The 22286-nt window shown below is 57.6% G+C and carries 17 protein-coding genes and 3 tRNA genes; 6 read left to right on the top strand and 14 right to left on the bottom strand.

Features of this window, described 5'->3' with window-relative positions:
* Positions 1 to 132: 132 nt before the first annotated feature.
* Positions 133 to 996, bottom strand: coding sequence for a LysR substrate-binding domain-containing protein (locus AC3WP4_RS22370; RefSeq protein WP_074878430.1), 864 nt, complete (start codon positions 994 to 996; stop codon positions 133 to 135).
* A gap of 109 nt (positions 997 to 1105) precedes the next feature.
* Here AC3WP4_RS22370 and AC3WP4_RS22365 point away from each other — a divergent pair, with 109 nt between their 5' ends.
* Positions 1106 to 2215 carry a 2-aminoethylphosphonate--pyruvate transaminase gene (locus AC3WP4_RS22365; RefSeq protein ID WP_074878432.1) on the top strand — a complete coding sequence of 370 codons (1110 nt, stop codon included), beginning with the start codon at positions 1106 to 1108 and terminating at the stop codon, positions 2213 to 2215.
* Positions 2216 to 2366: 151 nt separating this feature from the next.
* Positions 2367 to 3194, top strand: a complete 828-nt coding sequence (gene phnX, locus AC3WP4_RS22360) for a phosphonoacetaldehyde hydrolase (protein WP_074878433.1) — start codon at positions 2367 to 2369, stop codon at positions 3192 to 3194.
* 136 nt (positions 3195 to 3330) lie between these two features.
* Here the strand turns inward: phnX and AC3WP4_RS22355 are convergent, their stop codons facing one another.
* Complete coding sequence (locus tag AC3WP4_RS22355) at positions 3331 to 3969, bottom strand: T-complex 10 C-terminal domain-containing protein (protein WP_146011620.1); 639 nt, start codon at positions 3967 to 3969, stop codon at positions 3331 to 3333.
* 374 nt (positions 3970 to 4343) lie between these two features.
* On the opposite strand from AC3WP4_RS22355, the gene AC3WP4_RS22350 reads away from it, so the two are divergent.
* Complete coding sequence (locus AC3WP4_RS22350; protein ID WP_074878436.1) at positions 4344 to 4892, top strand: cytochrome b; 549 nt, start codon at positions 4344 to 4346, stop codon at positions 4890 to 4892.
* Between the two features lie 10 nt (positions 4893 to 4902).
* Here the strand turns inward: AC3WP4_RS22350 and AC3WP4_RS22345 are convergent, their stop codons facing one another.
* Complete coding sequence (locus tag AC3WP4_RS22345) at positions 4903 to 5820, bottom strand: 1-aminocyclopropane-1-carboxylate deaminase/D-cysteine desulfhydrase (RefSeq protein ID WP_102616492.1); 918 nt, start codon at positions 5818 to 5820, stop codon at positions 4903 to 4905.
* Between the two features lie 163 nt (positions 5821 to 5983).
* Complete coding sequence (locus AC3WP4_RS22340) at positions 5984 to 8023, bottom strand: oxidoreductase (protein WP_102616493.1); 2040 nt, start codon at positions 8021 to 8023, stop codon at positions 5984 to 5986.
* Between the two features lie 209 nt (positions 8024 to 8232).
* Between AC3WP4_RS22340 and AC3WP4_RS22335 the strand changes: the two genes are divergently transcribed.
* Positions 8233 to 9363, top strand: a complete 1131-nt coding sequence (locus AC3WP4_RS22335) for a carbon-nitrogen hydrolase family protein (RefSeq protein ID WP_102616494.1) — start codon at positions 8233 to 8235, stop codon at positions 9361 to 9363.
* A gap of 3 nt (positions 9364 to 9366) precedes the next feature.
* Entirely contained in the window at positions 9367 to 10407 is a 1041-nt protein-coding gene (locus tag AC3WP4_RS22330) for an AraC family transcriptional regulator (RefSeq protein ID WP_074878443.1), read from the top strand.
* 350 nt (positions 10408 to 10757) lie between these two features.
* Here AC3WP4_RS22330 and AC3WP4_RS22325 read toward each other — a convergent pair whose 3' ends face one another.
* The 10 genes from AC3WP4_RS22325 to AC3WP4_RS22280 form a co-directional block, all read right to left on the bottom strand.
* On the bottom strand, positions 10758 to 11585 hold the full coding sequence (locus AC3WP4_RS22325) for a DUF2242 domain-containing protein (protein ID WP_102616495.1): 828 nt from the start codon (positions 11583 to 11585) through the stop codon (positions 10758 to 10760).
* 230 nt (positions 11586 to 11815) lie between these two features.
* Positions 11816 to 13687 (bottom strand): SurA N-terminal domain-containing protein, encoded by a 1872-nt coding sequence (locus AC3WP4_RS22320; RefSeq protein ID WP_102616496.1) that lies wholly within the window; start codon positions 13685 to 13687, stop codon positions 11816 to 11818.
* Positions 13688 to 13920: 233 nt separating this feature from the next.
* Complete coding sequence (locus AC3WP4_RS22315; protein WP_002552737.1) at positions 13921 to 14193, bottom strand: HU family DNA-binding protein; 273 nt, start codon at positions 14191 to 14193, stop codon at positions 13921 to 13923.
* 147 nt (positions 14194 to 14340) lie between these two features.
* Positions 14341 to 16737 (bottom strand): endopeptidase La, encoded by a 2397-nt coding sequence (gene lon / locus AC3WP4_RS22310; RefSeq protein WP_074878448.1) that lies wholly within the window; start codon positions 16735 to 16737, stop codon positions 14341 to 14343.
* A 161-nt stretch (positions 16738 to 16898) separates the two neighbouring features.
* The gene (clpX, locus tag AC3WP4_RS22305) at positions 16899 to 18182 is read right to left on the bottom strand and encodes an ATP-dependent Clp protease ATP-binding subunit ClpX (RefSeq protein WP_007946893.1); all 1284 of its coding nucleotides are present in this window, start codon (positions 18180 to 18182) and stop codon (positions 16899 to 16901) included.
* Between the two features lie 112 nt (positions 18183 to 18294).
* Complete coding sequence (gene clpP, locus AC3WP4_RS22300) at positions 18295 to 18930, bottom strand: ATP-dependent Clp endopeptidase proteolytic subunit ClpP (RefSeq protein WP_007901795.1); 636 nt, start codon at positions 18928 to 18930, stop codon at positions 18295 to 18297.
* A 93-nt stretch (positions 18931 to 19023) separates the two neighbouring features.
* Positions 19024 to 20334 (bottom strand): trigger factor, encoded by a 1311-nt coding sequence (gene tig / locus AC3WP4_RS22295; protein ID WP_074878450.1) that lies wholly within the window; start codon positions 20332 to 20334, stop codon positions 19024 to 19026.
* 423 nt (positions 20335 to 20757) lie between these two features.
* Positions 20758 to 20842: transfer RNA gene (locus AC3WP4_RS22290), tRNA-Leu, on the bottom strand.
* A gap of 54 nt (positions 20843 to 20896) precedes the next feature.
* Positions 20897 to 20972 (bottom strand) — tRNA-His (locus AC3WP4_RS22285).
* A gap of 40 nt (positions 20973 to 21012) precedes the next feature.
* A tRNA-Arg gene (locus AC3WP4_RS22280) sits at positions 21013 to 21089 on the bottom strand.
* A 279-nt stretch (positions 21090 to 21368) separates the two neighbouring features.
* Between AC3WP4_RS22280 and folD the strand changes: the two genes are divergently transcribed.
* Positions 21369 to 22223, top strand: a complete 855-nt coding sequence (folD, locus tag AC3WP4_RS22275) for a bifunctional methylenetetrahydrofolate dehydrogenase/methenyltetrahydrofolate cyclohydrolase FolD (protein WP_008148421.1) — start codon at positions 21369 to 21371, stop codon at positions 22221 to 22223.
* Positions 22224 to 22286 lie beyond the last annotated feature (63 nt).

The raw sequence follows: 22286 nt of genomic DNA, 5'->3' as shown, positions 1-22286 counted from the left end.
ACGCTCCGCGTCCCAAAGCGGACGCAGAGCGTCCATTGAGGCATTCCCACGCAGAGCGTGGGAACGATCCATTTTGTGAACGCTGTAGATCCAATGTGGGAGCGGGCTTGCTCGCGAAGGCCGCACCTCGGTCTATCGGCCGGGCGCCAACTCGAAAAACGCCTGTATCAAGCGCAAATCCCGCCGCCGCTCCATGCAGCCAATCATGTGTCGGTTTACCAACCCTTCACCAACAATCGGCACCGCCGCCACCCGCGGGTCGTGGCTGACTTCCACCGACGACACCACGCCAACCCCCAACTCTGCGGCGACGGCTTCGGTCACCGCCTCGCGACTGTCCAGCTCCAGCAACACCCGTGGACTGACCATCGCCGCGGCGCACGCCTCGTCGAAGGTGCGCCGGGTGATCGAACTGGGCTCGCGCAACACCATGATCACCTGATCCAGCGCCTTGAGCGGTACTCCCTTCGACATCTGCGCCCAAGGATGACCATCAGGCACCAGCGCACAAATCCGTGATTCGCTCAAGTCTTGCAAATGCAGGCCCTTGCGCGGTTCGACCTCGGTCAGCACCGCCACGTCGGCATGCTCCGACAGCAACGCCGCCAAGGTTTCCTGAGCATTGCCCAGCCGCAGGTTCACGGTAATGCCCGGATACCGCGCCCGCAAACTCGCCAGCATCGGCATCACCATGTGCGGCCCGTCCGCCGCAACTTCCAGACGCCCTGTCAGCAACTGTCGGTTGGCCTCGAGCATCACCTGTGCTTCTTCGGCCAGACCGAACATCGCCCGGGTGATCGCGGCCAGTTTGGTGCCCTCCTCCGTCAGTTCCACCCGTCGCGCGGTGCGCCGCAACAGGGTGATCTGGTAATGCTCCTCCAGCGCCTTGATGTGCCCGGTGACCGCCGGTTGGCTGATGAACAGTCGCGCGGCGGCCCGGGTGAAACTGCCCTCGCGGGCCACCGCATCGAATGCGCGGAGCTGGAACAGGTTCATGAATAACCCTCACTGATGACTGGCATAACAACAAACAATTTGATTGATAGCTCGGCAAATTGCAATTTAAGCCCCGTAGCTTCATCCCATCGATTGCGAGGACACGAGAATGAGTACTGCCGAACCCATCCTGCTCACCCCCGGCCCACTGACCACATCGGCCCGCACCCGTCAGGCGATGATGGTTGACTGGGGTTCATGGGATGACCGCTTCAATCAACTGACCGCCAGCCTGTGCGAACAACTGCTGGCGATCATCAACGGCGGCGACAGCCACCATTGCGTGCCCCTGCAAGGCAGCGGCACGTTCGCGGTCGAAGCGGCGATCGGCACGCTGGTGCCGCGCGACGGCAAAGTCCTGGTGCTGATCAATGGCGCTTACGGCAAACGCCTGGCGAAAATCTGCGAAGTGCTCGGCCGCTCCTTCAGCACCTTCGAAACCGCCGAAGACGAGCCGACCACCGCCGCCGACGTCGACCGCCTGCTGCGTGCCGACGCCAGCATCACCCACGTCGCGCTGATTCACTGCGAAACCAGCACCGGCATCCTCAACCCGCTGCCGGAAATCGCCCACGTCATCGCGCAACACGGCAAACGCCTGATCATCGACGCCATGAGTTCTTTTGGCGCCTTGCCGATCGACGCGCAACAGGTGCCGTTCGACGCGCTGATCGCCGCTTCGGGCAAATGCCTGGAAGGCGTGCCGGGAATGGGCTTTGTCTTCGCTCGCAAAGAAGCGCTGGCCAATGCCGCCGGTAACTCGCATTCGCTGGCAATGGACCTTTTCGATCAGCACACCTACATGGCCAAGACCGGCCAGTGGCGCTTCACCCCGCCGACCCACGTGGTCGCCGCCCTGCACGAAGCCCTGCTGCAATACAACGAAGAAGGTGGCTTGCCCGCCCGGCATCAGCGCTATGCCAACAACTGCCAGGTGCTGCTCGATGACATGGCCAGACTGGGGCTGCGCAGTTTCCTGCCTGCCGCGATTCAGGCGCCGATCATCGTCACCTTCCACGCGCCGAAAGATCCGCGCTACCAGTTCAAGGAATTCTACGAACGCGTCAAGGCCAAGGGTTTCATCCTCTACCCCGGCAAATTGACCCAGGTCGAAACCTTCCGTGTCGGTTGCATCGGCCACGTCAACCAGGCCGAGATGCACGCGGCGGTGGCGGCTATCGCCGAAGTACTGCGCGAGATGGAAGTCCTCGAAATCTGATTCACACCGCATTCCCCTGTGGGAGCGAGCCTGCTCGCGATAGCGGCCTGACATTCACCCTTGATGTCGACTGACAGGGACCTATCGCGAGCAGGCTCACTCCCACAAAAACAGCGCCTTTATTAGCCAGTTGCCACAGGATTTGATCACCATGAACTATACAAACCCAACCAAACTGCAAGCCGCCATCCTCGACTGGGCCGGCACCGTGGTCGATTTCGGCTCCTTCGCCCCGACCCAGATTTTTGTCGAAGCCTTCGCCGAATTCGACGTCCAGGTTTCCATCGAAGAAGCCCGCGGCCCGATGGGCATGGGCAAGTGGGACCACATCCGTACCCTCTGCGATCAGCCGCAAGTGGCCGAACGTTATCGCGCCGTTTTCGGCCGCACGCCGACCGACGATGACGTCACCGCCATCTACAAACGCTTCATGCCCCTGCAAATCGAAAAAATCGCCGAGCACTCGGCGCTGATTCCGGGCGCGCTGGACACCATCGCCAACCTGCGCCAGCAAGGGATCAAGATCGGTTCCTGCTCTGGCTACCCGAAACAGGTCATGGACAAAGTGGTCGAACTGGCCGCCACCAACGGTTACGTTGCCGATCACGTGGTCGCCACCGACGAAGTGCCTAACGGTCGCCCATGGCCGGCCCAGGCGCTGGCCAACGTGATCGCCCTGGGCATTGATGATGTCGCAGCCTGCGTGAAGATTGACGACACCGTACCGGGCATTCTTGAAGGTCGTCGCGCCGGCATGTGGACCGTGGCGCTGATCTGCTCGGGCAACGCGCTGGGCCTGGACTACGAAGGTTACCGCGCCCTCGGCAGCGACCAACTGGACAGCGAACGCAAGCGCATCCACGGAATGTTCGAAGGCTCGCGTCCCCACTACATGATCGACACCATCACTGATTTGCCGGAAGTGATTGCTGATATCAACAAACGTCTGGCCAAGGGCGAGATGCCACAGACTGCATAAAATCGCGACTATAAAAACGCCGTAACCCGGAAAGGGTACGGCGTTTTTTTATAATCGAACTTTTATTAATGATGCTCTAATTTATAAACTAAGCATCCGATACGATACTGCCAGAGCGTAGTCTAACCGCTCGAATTCACTCCGCATTTATTTGATTACCGCTGGCATCAAAAATTGAGCCGTCCGCATACTTTACACGGCCATCGGGGTACTGCTCGGTGCCATCCTTCCAGACCAGGCGTCCATCCGGATATTCAATCGTTTCATCCGGCCATACGATGCGACCGTCCGGGTACTCTACCCTTCCGTCCGCGTGCTGGATAATGCCGTCCGGGCGTTTCACCGAATTTTTATCGGCATTGACCAGACTGCCATCGGGCAGGGAAGTCGTACCGTCACTGTTTCGAATGCTGCCGAGGGTGTTCAGCAGGTTAATGAAGGCTATCGGATCAATGTTGATGTTAAGGGTTGGCCACTGCAGCGGCGGCCGGACAGGCCCCACTGGCTTGGTCGGCGGGATCGGCGCCTTCCCGGGAGGCAAGGCAGGCTTGACCGGTGGTTTAACGGGTACGGTCGGTTTTACGGGTGGCTTGACGGGCACTGTCGGTTTGACCGGAGGTTTGACAGGTACGGTCGGTTTGACAGGCGGCTTGACGGGCACGGTGGGTTTGACGGGTGGTTTGGTTGGTTTTGGTTTGGGGATCGGCGCTTTAGCCATCATCTTTTTTACGACGCCGGCATAGATCTTGTTACTACTTGTCATTTTCACACTCATAAAAATCCTTTTTAGCTGCTCGACAAATACTATGATTTTCGAGCTTTTCAGTTTGTCTCCCTGACAAACTTTACGCCTTCAAAATAACCAACTTCTTTGAGCGATGCAAAGTCCTCCCAAATACCAAATATAAACAACAAACAGTTACACCCCTCTCAAAACCAGCTCAGTACTGATTCTTAATTACTTACTTCCAACCACCACATGGGTGAATTCAGGTGAACCCGGCAAACACTGATGCAATGTCTGCATATCACCGATGACATCTGATAAAAAATTGACTCAACTCAGGCAGAAAGAAAGTAAGAGGATTACAGTAAAAGCACACCGTCGAATTAGAACGGTGGCTCGACCTGACCTGTGAGGAACACCGTATGCCCTGGAAGAATTCCGACTCACGCTACAGCACCGTATCGATCACGCTGCATTGGTTGATGTTGGTTTTGCTGGCGCTGGTTTACGCCTGCATCGAATTTCGCGGGATCTTTCCAAAAGGCAGTGGCGGGCGGACGCTGATCACCGAATCGCACTTCATGCTGGGCTTGACGGTGTTTGTGCTGGTTTGGCTACGTTTGTTTGCTCGCAGCCTGGGCCCGGCACCGCAAATCTTCCCGGCCTCGCCTCAGTGGCAGACCATATTGGCCAAACTGATGCACTGGGCGCTGTACATTTTCATGATTGCCATGCCGATTCTGGGCTGGCTGGTCACCAGCGCAAAAGGTCATCAAGTGATGTTCTACGGCTTCGACCTGCCGCTGCTGATCCCGGAAGACAAGGCGTTGGCCAAGCAGATCGAGGGCTGGCATGAACTCGGCGGCACCATTGGTTACTGGCTGATCGGTCTGCATGCCTTGGCGGGGATTTATCACCACTACGTGGTGCGCGATAACACCTTGCTGCGGATGATGCCCAAGCGCGGGTGATTTCCGTCGTTCACTGGAAACCCCGGCGGCCCTGCAAACCGCCGGTATGAATGAAGATCAGGCGCGTGCCGCTTGCGAATCTTCCCGCTTCTGCTTGCAGCTTGAGCGCCAACAGGGCTTTGCCGGTGTACAGCGGTTCGAGGGGAACGCCGCTGGCCTGTTCGGTCTGATCGATGAATTCGAGTAACAGCGGATCGACTTTGGCAAAGCCGCCACGACTGGCGTCGAAGCACTCATAAGCACGATCCGGCAAACCCGCTTCTTGCATAACTGATTCGACCTGCTGCGCAACGCCGTGATCGTCGGGCACCGCCAATGCGCCATATACCGGGTGCTCGCCCGCCTCGGCCAGCACCACACCGGCCAGGGTGGTCCCCGTTCCGCAGGCCAGCCACCAGCCGTCGTAGTCGCTCCAGCCCAGCCCCTTCAGCTGCTCGCTGACCATTGCCCTCAACTGCACGCAGCCCTTGGCTCCCGGCAAACCGCCGCCCCCTTCCGGCACCGGATGCAGATCGGGATACTGCGCCTGCCATGGCAACCAGAAACCCGGCTCGTGCCGCGCTCGATAACCGCCATAACCCAGCCAATGCAACTGCATGCCGAATGCCTGCAAGTCTTTCACCGTCGGCGTTTCTTGCGGATGCCCGCGCAACAGGCCAACGGTGCGGAAATCAAAACGCTGACCCGCCGCGGCCAGTGCATGCAGATGATTGGAGTGGGCACCGCCCAGACTGATGATGCCTTTGGCACCGATCCGGTCAGCGGCTTTCAGGTGCTCGATAAGTTTGAACCACTTGTTGCCGCTGATCAGCGAGTCGATCTGGTCGAGGCGCAGGATCGCGACTTCGATGCCAGCGTTGGTCAGCCAATCGAGATGAAAGGGCTCGAGGGGGGCCTGGGGTAGCCAATCGGTTGGCGGGAGAAGCATCGATACCGGCTCCGGATGAGGAGCCGGCATCTTAACAGCCGTTGTGGAGATTGATCGTTCCCACGCTCTGCGTGGGAATGCAGCTCGGGACGCTCCGCGTCCCTAAAGCGGACGCGGAGCGTCCATTGAGGCATTCCCACGCAGAGCGTGGGAACGATCCACGTTAGAGTTCAGCCGCCAACCGCGACCCCTGGTCGATCGCGCGTTTGGCATCCAGCTCCGCTGCCACATCCGCGCCGCCAATCAAATGCACGTTCTGCCCGGCTGCCACCAGACCCTCGTGCAATTCGCGCAGCGGATCCTGCCCGGCGCAGATCACGATGTTGTCCACCGGCAGCAGCTGCGGCTCGCCGGTTTCGCCGATGCGAATGTGCAGCCCCTCGTCGTCGATTTTCAGGTACTCGACGCTGTTGAGCATCTGTACCTGCTTTTTTTTCAGACCGGTGCGGTGAATCCAGCCAGTGGTTTTACCCAGGCCATCGCCGACCTTGGATTTCTTGCGCTGCAACAGGAACACTTCACGCGCCGGTGCGTGCGGTTCAGCCTTGATGCCGGCGACACCGCCGCGCGCTTGCAGATGCGTATCGATGCCCCACTCCTTCCAGAACGCCTCGCGATCCAGGCTGGTGGCGACGCCCTGGTGAACCAGGAACTCAGAGACATCAAATCCGATACCACCGGCGCCGATCACCGCGACGCGCTTGCCCACCGGTTTGCGCTCCAGGATCACGTCCAGGTAGCTCAGCACCTTGGCGTTCTCGACACCCGGAATCGCCGGGGTTCTTGGCGCGATGCCGGTGGCGAGAATGATTTCGTCGTAACCGCCCTCAACCAGTTTCGCCACGTCGACACGGGTGTTCAGGCACACCTCAACATGGGTGGTCTGCAGTTTGCGGTTGAAGTAGCGCAGGGTTTCGAAGAACTCTTCCTTGCCCGGTACACGCTTGGCGATGTTGAACTGGCCGCCAATTTCGCTGGCCGAATCAAACAGTGTCACCTGATGACCACGCTCGGCGGCCACAGTCGCTGCGGACAGACCCGCAGGACCGGCACCGACCACCGCGATTTTCTTGATCTGCTGCACCGGCAGGTAATTGAGCTCGGTTTCGTGACAGGCGCGTGGGTTCACCAGGCAACTGGTCAACTTGCCGCCAAAGGTGTGGTCCAGGCAAGCCTGGTTGCAACCGATGCAGGTGTTGATTTCATCGCCACGGCCGGCCGCGGCCTTGTTGACGAAGTCCGGGTCGGCGAGGAACGGTCGCGCCATGGAAACCATGTCGGCATCGCCTTCGGCCAGAATCTGCTCGGCCACTTCCGGGGTATTGATCCGGTTGGTGGTGATCAGCGGAATGCTCACCGAGCCCCGCAGTTTGGCCGTAACTTTGCTGAACGCGCCGCGTGGCACTTTGGTGGCGATGGTCGGGATCCGCGCTTCGTGCCAGCCAATACCGGTGTTAATAATCGTCGCACCGGCCTGCTCGATGGCCTTGGCCAGCGTCACGATTTCTTCCCAGCTGCTGCCGCCTTCCACCAGATCGAGCATCGACAGGCGGAAGATAATGATGAAGTTCGGGCCTACCGCTTCGCGCACCCGACGGACGATTTCCACCGGCAGGCGCATGCGGTTTTCATAGCTGCCGCCCCAGCGGTCAGTACGGTGGTTGGTGTGGGCGGCGAGGAACTGGTTAATGAAATAACCTTCTGAGCCCATGATCTCGACACCGTCGTACTCGGCCTGTTGCGCCAGGGTCGAACAGGTGACGAAATCGCTGATCTGCTTCTCGATGCCTTCCTCGTCCAGCTCTTTTGGCTTGAACGGGTTGATCGGTGCCTGAATGGCGCTAGGCGCGACCTGTTTCGGGCTGTAGGCATAACGCCCGGCGTGAAGGATCTGCATGCAGATCTTGCCGCCCGCCTCATGCACCGCGCGGGTGACGATCCGGTGCTTGAGCGCTTCTTCCTCGGTGGTCAGTTTGGCTGCGCCGGAGTACACCCCGCCTTCGTCGTTCGGGCCGATACCGCCAGTGACCATCAGGCCGACGCCTCCACGGGCACGTTCGGCGAAGTACGCCGCCATGCGCTCGAAACCACCGGGCTTTTCCTCAAGACCGGTGTGCATCGAACCCATCAGGGTACGATTGCGCAACGTGGTAAAACCCAGGTCCAGCGGGGCCAACAGGTGCGGGTAATGAGCGGCGGCCATCGGTAACTCCACATCGAGCGATCACGGAAAAAGTGCAGGAGCTCTACGGCCCCCGTCAGTCATGTTGAACAGACTAAGAGTCGCACCGCTGTCACTCAATGACCGTAACTGACAACTTATTGATCCAAATGTGCAGCGCCCCTTGGCAAGCGCCGGTATGCGCCCTACCCTAGTCGCGAATCCTGCACACGGCCGTTGACTGTTTCCCCATGCGCAAACTTCTGTACCTGACCTTCTCCATGGCATTGATTGCCGCCCTTACGACCTACGCCATGTGGGCCGCGGACCGTCCGGTGGGTCATTACCTGTCGGACCTGCGCATCAACCTCGCGGTCGACCAAGGCACACCCGCCGATCGCGGCAACCTGCTGGGCATCCAGCCCGAGCTGTTTCCCACCGACTATCAAAGCCCCGAGCGCCTGCACCGCAAGCTCGCGGCTTATTTGCAAAAGGCCCAGGACCAGGGCCTGCTGAATGAAAAAACCATCGTCGTCCTGCCCGAACATGTCGGCACCTGGTTGATGGTCAGCGGCGAGAAAGATGAGCTGTACCAGGCCGCCACGCTCAAGGAAGCCATGAACTGGCTGGCGGTCAGCAACCCACTGAAGTTCCTCCGCGCACTGATCAGCGCCGAGGGCGACAAACGTCTGGACGACGCGCATCTGCGCATGAAGGCCAAAGGCATGGCCAAGGACTACCAGGCACTGTTTGGTGGACTGGCGAAAGAATTCCACGTGACGTTGGTGGCGGGTTCTATCGTGCTACCTGAGCCCAGCATCATCGACGGCACCCTGAAAATCGGCCGCGGCGCGTTGTACAACAGCAGCGTGGTATTCGGTCGCGATGGCTCTCCGATCGGCCAACCCCAGCGCCAGATGCACCCGATTTTCGATGAACATGAAGTCATTGCCGCCAATGGCGAGCATACGCTCAACGTCGTCGATACCCCGGCCGGACGCCTGGGCGTGCTGATCGGCAGCGACAGCTGGTATCCGGACAACTACCGCAAGCTCGACCGCCAGGGTGCGCAGTTCGTCGCAGTCCCGGCGTTTGTGCTCGGGCGCGGCACCTGGGACCAGCCGTGGCGCGGTTACAAGGGGCTGTCGACGCCTGGCTCGGTCAGTCTCAAGGCCGGCGAACTCAGCGAAGGCCAAGCCTGGCATCGCCTGACACTCACCGCTCAACCGCCCAGCAGCCAGGCAATCGCCGGCATGAGCGTGTTCCTGCGCGGTCAGTTCTGGGATCAGGGCAGCGCCGGTCAAAGTTTTCTCAGCAGCAATGGGCAGCAGTTTGTCGACGGCAATGCCCGTGGCGCGCGTTTGCTGAACCTCTGGTTGTAACCGATGAAACCGTTGCCGATGCGCCTCGGCGATCTGTCGGTGGGCTTTGTTCATAGCCTGGCCGACGCCGTGCGCAGCCATGGCGTGGATCCTCAGCCGCTGCTCGAACAATACGGCCTCGACGCCGCGCGCCTCAGCGAAGCGGGGGCTCGGCTCTCGATCCCGCGTTACATGCGCCTGGGCCACAGCGCCATACAACTGACCGACGACCCGGCACTCGGTTTGCGCATGGGCCAGCTCAGTCGCCTGAGCCAGGTCGGCCTGGCCGGGGTCACGGCCGCTCAGGCGCCGACGGTACGTGAAGCCGCGCGCTGCCTGATTCGCTTCGAAGCCTTATATGGCTCCAACTATCGCGGTCAATCGAGCTTTCACGAAGACGCCCAAGGTGCATGGCTGCGGTTTTACTCCATCAGCCCCTACAACGCCTATAACCGCTTCGTGGTGGACTCGATCATCGCTGGCTGGTTGCAGCAATTGTCCAGCGTCAGCCCTGCCCCATTGCGGGCCGAACGTATCGAGATCGAGTTTGAAGAGCCGGATTACCGAACGGCGTATGAAGTGCTGGGCGACTGCCCGATCCAGTTTGGCTGCGAGCACAATCAACTGCGCTTGAGCCTTGCCAGCCTCGCCCAGCGCAACCCGGAACACTGCCCGAGCACCTGGCGACACTTGCTGCAACTGTGTGAGCGAGAACTGGAACAACTGACACGCACCCGCAGCCTGCGTGAACGCATCACTCAGTTACTGGGGCCATTGCTCAATGGTGGCCGGGAACCCGACCTGGAAGAAGTGGCGGCACGCCTGAAACTGCCAACCTGGACCTTGCGCCGCAAACTCGCCGAGGAAGGCACGCAATTTCGCGCGATCCTCAATGACACGCGTCGCGACCTGGCCATGACCTACATCCGCGATACCGAACTGGCGTTCGGAGAAATCGCCTACCTGCTGGGCTTTGCCTCGGCCGAAGCCTTTCAACGGGCCTTCAAACGCTGGAGCGGCCAGACTCCCGGCGAGTTTCGCCGCAGTCATCGCCAATCCGCTTGACGCTTATAGCTCGGTAGCGTCTTCGGCCGGTTCCAGCGGATCCAGTTCAAACGCCTGATACTCGAGCAGCTCTTCTTGATACTCATCCATTTTGAATCTCCCGCGGCTCGTTGAAAAAAACGCCTGAATAAATGGCCAGCGCCCCGAGCATAAAGTGCCCACGTGAAAGAAAAATGACGCAGGCACGCCGCCCAGCGGCTACTTAATAAAACGTAGCAGGCGGTCAGAAATTTATCACAGGATTTTTTCGATACAGGCTGTAGGACAACGGCCTGGTTGACGCGGATCAATTTAACAGCGCACTACGGGATCGGATTTGTCTGAACCGGTCCCGTAGCGTCAGAGCACGATTACTGGCCTGAAACAGGAATGGCCGAAATAGGCTCGGTGGGTGGCGGCAGGCTTGATTGGGGCGGTGGAGTGACCGTTTCCGTGGTCGATGCCGGCTCGGCGTTGTCGGCCGGAGCAATCGGAGCAGCTTCAGGCGGCGGTGCCACAGGCTCAGAGGCTGCTGGAGCAGCTTCAGCAGGCGCCGGCACGGGTTCTGCCGCAGGTGCCGGGGTCGGCGCTAACGGAGCCGGTGCGGCCTTGGCTTCAGGCACGCCGAGATCGGGTTTCGGCTTTTCCTGGATGTGCGCGGCTTTTTTCGCTTCCGGCGGCAGGAACAATTCGACCAAGGTAAAGAAACGTTCGTAGAACTTGGGTGACGATACGGTTTCGCTGGCAACCTTGACCATCGAGTCGTCGGACGAACCGATCGGCATCGACACAGAACCCAGCACGCCCACACCAACGCTGGCGGAGTTGTTGGTCTTCTTCAGCGCATAACGATCCTGCAAGGCGTTGGCGAACATGGTCGCGTGGCGCCCCTCACTGCCGTCATCGGCACAGACCACACTGAAGCTGATCTCCATGTGGGTCTCGCCGGTCTGCTGGAAGCTTTTGTGTCCGCTGACCAGTTTCGGGTCCGAGCTGGTGATGATGTAGCCCTGGCTGAGCAACGCCCGACGGGCGGCTTCGCACGTCTGCGCATCAGTCACCGGGTAGCTGCGCGAAAACGTTCCGGAGTCGTCGAAGTTCTCATGCTCGTAGATAGGGGCTTTCTTCGACGAGCAACCGGCCGCGGCGGCCAGCACCAACGCCAGCCCTGCAACACGCATGGGAATTGATTTAAACATTGAACATCCTGAGGAAAACGGTCCGGGGCGTATTGTGCAACAGATCGATGCTTAGCGGAGTATCGATTAGTGTCTTAAAACAGTTACAAGTCTACTGACTGTCATTTACAGCAAAAAGTCGCACGGTAAATTATTCAGGCGACGGATAACCCGTGCTGCTTTCGTTTCACCCATAAAAAACCCCAGCCTTTCGGCCGGGGTCTTTGTGTAGCGCAAAACTCAGTCAGGCATCAGAAGCGTTTGATCTCAGCCTGGCTTTCCAGAAGTTTGCGGTAGGCCGCAAAGTCTTGCTGGCCAATGCGCGAAGCGAGGAAGCGACGGTATTGAGCCTTCTCTTCTTCGGTCGGCGCAGCCGCTTCGTTCACGCCGTCCAGACGCACAATCACCAGGCTGCCATCAGCCAGAGTCACGTTGCTGAAGGTCGGCTTGTCCTTGGCGACGGGCTTCGGCATGCGGAACAGTGCCTGCAGCACGGTTGGGTCAACCCCTTCCTGGCCACGAGTAGCGGCCTGGGTCACTTTCCAGCTCTGACCGTCGATCGCCTTGTCCAGCGGAGTCTTGCCTTCGCGCAGGCTGACAATCAGCTCTTCAGCCTTGGTCTTGGCGGCAGCACTGGCGTGCTCCTTGGTCAGTTGCACGCGAATACTGGCAGCGACGCTTTCCAGCGGCAGTTGCGCAGGCTTCAGGTGCTCCTTGGCGCGCAGCACGATCACGGTTTCCGGATCGAGCTCGATGGCGGTGCTGTTGGCACCCTCATCCAACACTTCAGGACTGAACGCTGCAGTGATCACGGCACGGTTGGCCGCAACACCTTCGCCACCTTCACGGCCGAACGGTTTGGACGTATGCACAGTGAGCTTCAGGTCCTGCGCCGGCTGAGCCAGATCGGAGGCTTCGAACGACGAGTCTTCGAGTTGCTTGGTCGCCTCGACGAAACGCTGCTCGACCTGCTGGGTTTTCAGCTCACGGGTCAGCTTGTCTTTCAGGCTGGCGAACGTCGGCACTTCAGGTGCCTCCACGCCCAACAGCTTGATCAGGTGGAAACCGAAGTCAGTACGGATCGGCGCCGAAACCTGATCCTTGGCCAGCGCATACAGCGCTGTTTCAAAGGCTGGATCGTAGACGCCAGGACCGGCATAGCCAAGGTCACCGCCGTTGCTCGCCGAACCAGGATCCTGGGAGAACTCCTTGGCCAGGGCTTCGAACTTCTCGCCTTTTGCCAGACGTGCCTGGATCTCTTCGATCTTGGCCTTGGCTTGCGCTTCGGTCACCTTGTCGTTCACTTCGATCAGAATGTGCGCGGCCCGACGTTGTTCCGACAGGTTCGCGATTTCTTTCTGATACGCCGCTTGCAAGTCTTCGTCCTTGACGCTGACCTGATCAAAGAAGGAAGCCTTCTTCAACTCCACGTAATCAATGACCACCTGATCCGGCGTCATGAATTCCTTGGCGTGTTCGTCGTAATAGGCTTTGACTTCATCGTCGGTCAGCTTCACCGCCGCCGGGTCAGCCTTGACGTTCAGCGAAGCGAAATCGCGGGTCTGTTTTTCCAGACGGGCGAATGCCAGAACCTGTGCGTCGGTAACGAAACCACTGCCTGCCAGGCCCGCGCGCAACTGACCGATCAGCATTTCCTGAGCCAGCATCTGGCGGAACTGCATGCGGCTGTAGCCGAGTTGGCGAATAACCTGGTCGAAACGCTCTGGGCTGAACTTGCCATCAACCTGGAATTCAGGCGTTTGCAGGATCACCTGGTCCAAAGCAGTTTCGGAAAAAGCGAACTTCGAGTTTTCTGCGCCTTGCAGCAGCAGCTTGCGATCGATCAGGCCTTTGAGGGCCGATTCGCGCAGCATTTTTTCGTCGAGCAAGGAAGCATCGAAATCCTTGCCCAGCTGTTGCATGAGCTGACGGCGTTGCATATCGACCGCCTGGCTCAGCTCGTTCTGGCTGATTTCTTCACCATTGACCTTGGCCGCATCCTGGCTGTTGGTCGTCGCCTGAAAAATGGCCTCGATACCGGTGAAAGCCATCAGTACAACGATGATCCCGATAATGGTCTTGGCAATCCAGCCTTGTGAATTGTCCCTGATATTCTGCAGCATGCGTCCCCCAGAAACGGTTGAACTTCAAAATTAGGCAACCGTGGAGCGTGGGTAGAATCCGGATAGAAGAAAGGCGCATCCGAGGATGCGCCTTCTCGTAACTGGCGGAGCGGACCGATGACTCGAACGTGCGAGCCTCGGCGTCTCGGATCGGCGACTCGCCGACTGGACTACCGCTCCGCTGCCAGGTCAGGCATGACCCCGACCCGGATAGGCAAAAACCTGAATCGAACTTAGTTGACAGCTTCTTTCAGTGCTTTACCGGCTTTGAAACCTGGTTTTTTGGCTGCTGCGATTTCCAGCGTCTTACCGGTCTGTGGGTTACGACCAATGCGAGCTGGACGATCGGTTACGGAGAAAGTACCGAAACCAACCAGAACAACAGAGTCGCCAGCCTTGAGAGCGCCAGTGACGGATTCGATTACAGCGTCCAGCGCACGGCCAGCAGCAGCTTTCGGGATATCAGCGGATGCAGCGATAGCATCAATCAGTTCCGACTTGTTCACTCTAAGTCCCCTTATATCTATTTGAGTATGATTCTAAGTTTTTTGGTGAAAGCAAAAACGAGTGCTGAATGGCCTACAGACACTTAAGAGCCGCTTTATAACAAGGGCTCTAAAAAGCTGTCAACAAGCCACCCAGGCAAATGCGTACTAATGCGTGCTAATTCTTTCCTTAGAGTCAGACTCGCGTTTTTCATCCTTTGCAACTATCTCTGGAGCTACATCTGGCAAGGGCTCCGGCGCGTATTGCAGCGCAATTTGCAGGACCTCGTCAATCCATTTAACCGGTTTAATCTGCAGATCTTGCTTGATGTTGTCAGGAATTTCCTTCAGATCGCGTACGTTCTCTTCAGGAATGATCACCGTCTTGATTCCTCCACGGTGAGCTGCGAGCAGTTTTTCTTTCAAACCACCAATCGCCAGCACCTGGCCACGTAGCGTAATTTCGCCAGTCATGGCGACGTCCGCGCGCACAGGAATCCCGGTCAATGCCGACACCAGAGCCGTGCACATGCCCACACCGGCGCTAGGGCCGTCCTTCGGGGTTGCCCCTTCCGGCATGTGGATGTGCGTGTCGCGCTTCTCGTGGAAGTCCAGGGGAATCCCCAGGCTCTTCGCACGACTGCGAACAACGGTCAGGGCCGCAGTGATCGATTCGACCATGACGTCACCCAGGGAACCGGTCTTGATCAACTGGCCTTTACCCGGCACGACAGCGGCTTCGATGGTCAGCAATTCGCCGCCCACTTGAGTCCATGCCAACCCGGTTACCTGACCGATCTGATCCTGAGATTCGGCCAGACCGTAGCGGAATTTGCGCACGCCCAGGAAGTGTTCGAGCATCTCGGCAGTGACCTTCACCGAGAAGCGTTTTTCCATCGCGTGCTCTTTGACCGCCTTGCGGCAAACCTTGGCAATCTGGCGCTCCAGACCACGTACACCGGCTTCGCGGGTGTAGTAACGGATGATGTCGCGGATCGCTTCAGCGTCGAATTCCAGCTCGCCTTTCTTCAAGCCGTTGGCAGCAATCTGCTTTGGCGAGAGGTACTTGACGGCAATGTTGATCTTTTCGTCTTCGGTGTAACCCGGCAGACGAATCACTTCCATCCGGTCCAGCAAGGCGGGTGGAATATTCATGGAGTTCGAGGTGCAAAGGAACATCACATCGGACAGGTCGTAGTCGACTTCCAGATAGTGATCGTTGAAGTTGTGGTTCTGCTCAGGATCGAGCACTTCCAGCAACGCCGATGCCGGATCGCCACGCATGTCGCTGCCCATTTTGTCGATTTCATCGAGCAGGAACAGCGGGTTGCGGACGCCCACTTTTGTCATCTTTTGAATCAATCTTCCTGGCATCGAACCGATATAGGTACGGCGATGACCACGAATTTCCGCTTCATCACGCACGCCACCGAGGGCCATGCGCACGAATTTGCGGTTGGTGGCGTGAGCAATCGACTCCGCCAGAGAGGTTTTACCCACCCCGGGAGGACCGACCAGGCACAACACCGGACCACGAATTTTCTTCACTCGTTTTTGCACGGCGAGATATTCGAGGATCCGCTCTTTGACTTCTTCCAGACCATAGTGGTCTGCATCGAGAATGTCTTCGGCGCGCGCCAGGTCCAGGCGCACTTTGCTCTGCGCCTTCCATGGCACCTGAACCAGCCAGTCGATATACGAGCGCACCACGGTCGCTTCCGCAGACATTGGCGACATTTGTTTTAACTTGTTCAGTTCACCCTGGGCTTTGGCCAAGGCGTCTTTCGGCAAACCGGCGGCATCGATGCGCTTTTTCAGCTCTTCGATTTCGTTGTGGCCTTCGTCGCTGTCGCCGAGCTCTTTCTGAATGGCCTTCATCTGCTCATTCAGGTAGTACTCGCGCTGGCTGCGCTCCATTTGTTTTTTGACGCGACCACGAATGCGTTTTTCGACTTGCAGCAGGTCGATCTCGGCATCCAGCAACGCCAGAACGTGCTCGACCCGGGCCGACAAATCAATGATTTCGAGGATTTCCTGCTTCTGCTCGATCTTCAGGGCCATGTGTGCGGCCATGGTGTCGACCAGGCGGCCTGGTTCGTCAATGCTGTTTAGAGACGACAGGACTTCAGCGGGGACTTTCTTGCCCAACTGCACATATTGTTCGAACTGAGCCAGCAGGCTGCGTACGAACACTTCCGACTCGCGCTCTGGCGCGTCGACTTCGTCGATCAATGAGACTTCGGCACGGCAGTGGCCGTCCACTTCGCTGAAGCGCTCAACGGCGCCCCGCTGCTCACCTTCAACCAAAACCTTGACCGTGCCGTCAGGCAGCTTGAGCAGCTGCAGAACGGTAGCAATGGTACCTACACGATAAAGTGCTTCTTCACCGGGATCGTCGTCAGCAGGGTTTCTCTGAGCCAGCAGAAGGATCTGCTTGTCGCCCGTCATCGCTGCCTCGAGGGCTTCGATGGATTTCTCACGCCCCACGAACAGCGGGATAACCATGTGCGGATAAACCACAACATCACGCAATGGCAGGAGAGGCAATTCGATGGTTGTCTTCATGATTTCGCCTCTACGGCGGCCATAAGGCCGTAAACAGATGGAAGTGAGCTTGAAACCAAGATGGGGGCTACCTTCAAAAAAAACAAGCTTAAAGAAGGTGTTAAAACGCGCTAAAAGCAAAGGGGCCCGAAGGCCCCTTCTTTATTACAGCAGCTGGACGCTTAGGCGTCTGGCGCTGCCTTGGCAGCCGGCTCACTGTTTTCGTAGATATACAGTGGCTTGGACTTGCCTTCTATAACGCTTTCGTCGATCACTACTTTACTCACCTCGGACTGCGAGGGGATTTCATACATAGTGTCGAGCAATACACCTTCGAGAATCGAACGCAGTCCACGGGCACCGGTTTTACGTTCCAGGGCACGTTTGGCGACCGATTTCAGAGCGTCGGCCCGGAATTCCAGATCCACACCTTCCATCTCGAACAGCTTGGCATACTGTTTGGTCAGGGCATTTTTTGGCTCGGTGAGAATCTGCATCAACGCAGCCTCATCAAGCTCGTCCAGCGTGGCAAGTACCGGCAGACGACCGACGAACTCCGGGATCAGACCGAACTTGACCAGATCGTCAGGCTCGACTTCACGCAGGGACTCACCGACTTTCTTGCCTTCTTCCTTGCTGCGCACTTCCGCGTTGAAACCGATACCGCCCTTGGTGGAACGGTTTTGAATAACCTTTTCCAGACCGGAGAACGCACCACCGCAGATGAACAGGATGTTACGGGTGTCGACCTGAAGGAATTCCTGTTGCGGATGCTTGCGACCACCTTGAGGCGGGACGGAAGCGACCGTGCCTTCGATCAACTTGAGCAGGGCCTGCTGCACGCCTTCACCGGAAACGTCCCGGGTGATCGACGGGTTGTCAGACTTGCGCGAGATCTTGTCGATCTCATCGATGTAGACAATACCCATTTGGGCCTTTTCTACATCGTAATCGCACTTCTGCAGGAGCTTCTGAATGATGTTTTCGACATCTTCACCCACGTAACCTGCCTCGGTGAGGGTGGTTGCGTCGGCGATGGTGAACGGAACGTTCAGCAAGCGAGCCAGTGTTTCAGCAAGCAGGGTTTTACCCGAGCCTGTCGGGCCGATCAGCAAGATGTTGCTCTTGCCGAGTTCGACATCGTCATTCTTTTTGTCACGCTGGTTCAGGCGCTTGTAGTGGTTGTACACCGCTACGGCCAAAACCTTTTTCGCACGCTCCTGACCAATTACGTACTGATCAAGGATGCCGCTGATTTCTTTAGGCGAAGGCAATTTATGCGCGCTGCTTTCGGCCTGGGCTTCCTGCACCTCCTCACGGATGATGTCATTGCACAGGTCGACGCACTCGTCGCAGATAAAGACCGAGGGGCCGGCAATCAATTTGCGCACTTCATGCTGGCTTTTGCCACAGAAGGAGCAATAGAGCAGCTTGCCGTTGTCCTCGCCGTTGCGGGTGTCAGTCATTCGTTCGATCCAAATCCGATAGGCTTGCAACACAAGATGAAGGCTATTGCGGGCTTTTTCAAGCCCGCTGGTGATCGGACGCGCCGACCAACCCTATTTTGAGCTGCTTATTTTAAGCGGGGCGCTGATTGATCACTTCATCGATCAACCCGTATTCACGCGCGGCTTCTGCACTCATGAAATTATCGCGGTTGGTATCGCGCTCGATTTCTTCAAGAGTGCGCCCGCTATGCTTGGCCATCAGCGTGTTGAGACGCTCACGAATGAAGAGGATTTCCTTGGCATGGATTTCGATATCCGAAGCCTGGCCCTGGAAACCGCCCAGTGGCTGGTGAATCATCACACGCGAGTTCGGCAGGCAATAACGCTTGCCCTGGGCACCGGCGGTCAGCAGGAACGCGCCCATGCTGCACGCTTGACCGATACAGGTGGTCGACACGTTTGGCTTGATGAACTGCATGGTGTCATAAATCGACATGCCCGCCGTTACCGAACCGCCCGGGGAGTTGATATAGAGATGGATGTCCTTGTCCGGGTTTTCCGCTTCAAGGAACAGCAATTGCGCACAGATCAGGTTGGCCATGTAGTCCTCTACCGGACCAACCAGAAAGATCACTCGCTCCTTGAGAAGGCGCGAATAGATGTCATAGGCGCGCTCGCCACGAGCTGACTGCTCGACAACCATCGGGACCAGGCCGCCTGCGGCCTGGATATCAGAGTTCTGCTGAATATACGAATTACGGAACATGCTCTGCAGTCACTCCCAAATAGTTATGTCTTGAATACGCATAAGCCAGCACGAAGGCTGGCTTATGGTGTGTGCTTCTTACCGCAAAAACGATCAGTCGGCTTGTGGAGCTTCTACCGGCTTGACTGCTTCTTCGTAAGAGACCGATTTGTCGGTCACGCTAGCTTTCTGCAGAACAGTATCCACAACTTGCTCTTCCAGCACAACCGAACGAACTTCGTTCAGTTGCTGGTCGTTCTTGTAGTACCAGGACACAACCTGCTCAGGCTCCTGGTAAGCCGAAGCCATTTCCTGAATCATTTCACGAACGCGGGCTTCGTCAGGCTTGAGGTCGAATTGCTTGACCACTTCAGCCACGATCAGACCCAGCACGACGCGACGCTTGGCTTGTTCTTCGAACAGCTCGGCTGGCAGTTGCTCAGGCTTGATGTTGCCACCGAACTGCTGAACAGCCTGCACGCGCAGACGGTCAACTTCGTTGGACAGCAGAGCCTTCGGCACTTCGATCGGGTTGGTGGCCAGCAGACCGTCCATTACCTGATTCTTGACCTTGGATTTGATCGCCTGGCGCAGTTCACGCTCCATGTTCTTGCGAACTTCAGTGCGGAAGCCTTCCAGACCCGTTTCCTTGATGCCGAATTGAGCGAAGAATTCTTCGTTCAGTTCTGGCAGCTTTGGCTCGGAAACAGTGTTCACGGTTACGGTGAACTCAGCGGTTTTGCCTGCCAGGTCGAGGTTCTGATAGTCCTCTGGGAAAGTCAGGTTCAGAACGCGCTCTTCGCCGGCTTTAGCACCAACCAGACCGTCTTCAAAACCAGGAATCATGCGGCCGGAACCCAGAACCAGCTGAGTACCTTTGGCGGAACCGCCAGCGAACACTTCACCATCGACCTTGCCAACGAAATCGATGTTCAACTGGTCTTCGGTTTGAGCAGCGCGATCGGCCACTTCGAAACGAGTGTTCTGCTTGCGCAGCACTTCCAGCATTTTGTCCAGATCGGCATCAGCCACGTCAGCGCTCAGGCGCTCAACCGCGATACCTTCGAAACCGGCAACGGTGAACTCAGGGAACACTTCGAAAATCGCGACGTATTCCAGGTCTTTGCCAGCTTCCAGCGATTTCGGCTCGATCGAAGGAGCGCCAGCCGGGTTCAGCTTCTGCTCAACGACAGCTTCGTAGAAAGAGGACTGGATCACGTCACCGACCGCTTCCTGACGCGCATCAGCACCAAAACGGCGCTTGATTTCGCTCATTGGCACTTTGCCTGGACGGAAGCCAGCAATCTTGGCCTTTTGGGCGGTCTGCTGCAGACGCTTGTTGACCTGGCTCTCGATGCGCTCAGCCGGCACGGTGATGCTCATGCGGCGCTCAAGAGCAGAAGTATTTTCAACAGAAACTTGCATGGATATTCCTCGTTGCACAGACGTTAGCCGGCCGTTTCCGACCCCAGAATCAAGGGCATGCATTCTAGTGGGTCAAACTCAAGAAGTCACCCTACTGAAAACGGGTAAAAAAGCAGCAGGCAATTTATAGGCGGGGACAAACGGTTGTGCCGCGCCCTGTTAGCAAACACAGCCAATCATGCCAGGGCTCTGCACCAATCCTTCTATATATAGAAGGCATCGGCAATCCATCCCTGACAGTCGACCCCACAAGGGGACCAACGGGCGAAACAGCATCATCGAGAAACATAAATTCGACGATCCTAGCCGCCCTCTCGACCCAGAACTTGCGGCCGCTTTGAAAATTCAGACTTCTGAAACAAAAACGGCGCAGCCCTTTTCAGGTGCTGCGCCGTTTTCTGCTATTAAATAGCTACTTGTAAATGGTGCGGACGGAGAGACTCGAACTCTCACACCTTGCGGCGCTGGAACCTAAATCCAGTGTGTCTACCAATTCCACCACATCCGCATCAAGCTTTTAAAGCAAAGGCGCCAGACTGTTAATCTGGCGCCTTTCTAAATATGGGGTGGACGAAGGGGATCGAACCCTCGACAACGGGAGTCACAATCCCGTGCTCTACCAACTGAGCTACGCCCACCATATTGCCATGTTGCGTTACTTGTGCCAAAGCTGCCTAATGGCGCACCCGGCAGGACTCGAACCTGCGACCATCCGCTTAGAAGGCGGATGCTCTATCCAGCTGAGCTACGGGCGCCTTGTTAATCTGTATTCTTGGACGATTACAAACTAAGTGCTTTCAGTCTCACCGAATCAAACATCAACTCTGCTCGACCTTCTTAACCAGTGCTAGGCTGTGCCCGACAAGTGCGACGAATGTTATAGGTGACCCTGAAGGTCGTCAACTCTTTTTTAAAAAAAATTCATTTAATTAAAGGGGTTAGGGGAATTTGCAGACCAAGCGCCTTTGCCCTCACCTCATGACATGCGAGAATGCGTTCTCTTTTTTTCCCCTCTCGATGGTTAATCACGCGCAATGACTGCACAACTAATCGACGGCAAATCGATCGCCGCCAGCCTGCGCCAGCAGATCGCCAAACGCGTCAACGAGCGTCGCCAGCAAGGTCTGCGCACGCCCGGTCTCGCGGTGATCCTGGTCGGCAGCGATCCCGCCTCTCAGGTTTATGTCTCGCACAAGCGTAAAGACTGTGAAGAGGTCGGCTTCATTTCCCAAGCCTACGACCTGCCTTCCGAAACCACTCAAGAAGCACTGACCGATCTGATCGATCGCCTGAACGACGATCCGGCGATTGATGGCGTTCTGCTTCAGCTGCCTTTACCTGAACACCTGGACGCCTCCAAATTGCTGGAACGCATTCGTCCAGACAAGGACGTCGACGGTTTCCACCCTTATAACGTCGGCCGCCTTGCCCAGCGCATTCCACTGCTGCGTCCGTGCACCCCTAAAGGGATCATGACGCTGCTGGAAAGCACTGGTGTCGATCTCTACGGGATGGACGCAGTGGTTGTCGGGGCTTCCAACATTGTTGGCCGCCCGATGGCAATGGAATTGCTGCTGGCTGGCTGCACTGTGACCGTCACCCACCGCTTCACCAAGGATCTGGCAGGCCACGTCGGTCGTGCCGATCTGGTGGTGGTCGCTGCCGGCAAGCCGGGGCTGGTAAAGGGTGAGTGGATCAAGGAAGGCGCAATCGTGATCGACGTCGGCATCAACCGCCAGGAAGACGGCAAACTGGTTGGCGACGTGATCTACGACACCGCCCTGCCCCGCGCTGGCTGGATCACTCCGGTCCCGGGTGGCGTTGGCCCGATGACGCGCGCTTGCCTGCTGGAAAACACGCTGTACGCAGCCGAAACACTGCACAGCTGAGTTCGCAACTTCATTGCTGCGACGAACAAAGGAACCCCGCCATTGGCGGGGTTCTTTTTGCCT

Source organism: Pseudomonas sp. FW305-20, from assembly GCF_058788075.1.
Note: the sequence above shows the minus strand (reverse complement) of the source record. Positions and strands in the feature narration are given on the sequence as shown.

What these genes read in the sequence shown, in the direction of transcription:
- AC3WP4_RS22370 (WP_074878430.1), bottom strand. Translation starts at nt 996, where the DNA reads ATGAACCTGTTCCAGCTCCGCGCATTCGATGCGGTGGCCCGCGAGGGC.
- AC3WP4_RS22365 (WP_074878432.1), top strand. Translation starts at nt 1,106, where the DNA reads ATGAGTACTGCCGAACCCATCCTGCTCACCCCCGGCCCACTGACCACA.
- phnX (WP_074878433.1), top strand. Translation starts at nt 2,367, where the DNA reads ATGAACTATACAAACCCAACCAAACTGCAAGCCGCCATCCTCGACTGG.
- AC3WP4_RS22355 (WP_146011620.1), bottom strand. Translation starts at nt 3,969, where the DNA reads ATGAGTGTGAAAATGACAAGTAGTAACAAGATCTATGCCGGCGTCGTA.
- AC3WP4_RS22350 (WP_074878436.1), top strand. Translation starts at nt 4,344, where the DNA reads ATGCCCTGGAAGAATTCCGACTCACGCTACAGCACCGTATCGATCACG.
- AC3WP4_RS22345 (WP_102616492.1), bottom strand. Translation starts at nt 5,820, where the DNA reads ATGCTTCTCCCGCCAACCGATTGGCTACCCCAGGCCCCCCTCGAGCCC.
- AC3WP4_RS22340 (WP_102616493.1), bottom strand. Translation starts at nt 8,023, where the DNA reads ATGGCCGCCGCTCATTACCCGCACCTGTTGGCCCCGCTGGACCTGGGT.
- AC3WP4_RS22335 (WP_102616494.1), top strand. Translation starts at nt 8,233, where the DNA reads ATGCGCAAACTTCTGTACCTGACCTTCTCCATGGCATTGATTGCCGCC.
- AC3WP4_RS22330 (WP_074878443.1), top strand. Translation starts at nt 9,367, where the DNA reads ATGAAACCGTTGCCGATGCGCCTCGGCGATCTGTCGGTGGGCTTTGTT.
- AC3WP4_RS22325 (WP_102616495.1), bottom strand. Translation starts at nt 11,585, where the DNA reads ATGTTTAAATCAATTCCCATGCGTGTTGCAGGGCTGGCGTTGGTGCTG.
- AC3WP4_RS22320 (WP_102616496.1), bottom strand. Translation starts at nt 13,687, where the DNA reads ATGCTGCAGAATATCAGGGACAATTCACAAGGCTGGATTGCCAAGACC.
- lon (WP_074878448.1), bottom strand. Translation starts at nt 16,737, where the DNA reads ATGAAGACAACCATCGAATTGCCTCTCCTGCCATTGCGTGATGTTGTG.
- clpX (WP_007946893.1), bottom strand. Translation starts at nt 18,182, where the DNA reads ATGACTGACACCCGCAACGGCGAGGACAACGGCAAGCTGCTCTATTGC.
- clpP (WP_007901795.1), bottom strand. Translation starts at nt 18,930, where the DNA reads ATGTTCCGTAATTCGTATATTCAGCAGAACTCTGATATCCAGGCCGCA.
- tig (WP_074878450.1), bottom strand. Translation starts at nt 20,334, where the DNA reads ATGCAAGTTTCTGTTGAAAATACTTCTGCTCTTGAGCGCCGCATGAGC.
- folD (WP_008148421.1), top strand. Translation starts at nt 21,369, where the DNA reads ATGACTGCACAACTAATCGACGGCAAATCGATCGCCGCCAGCCTGCGC.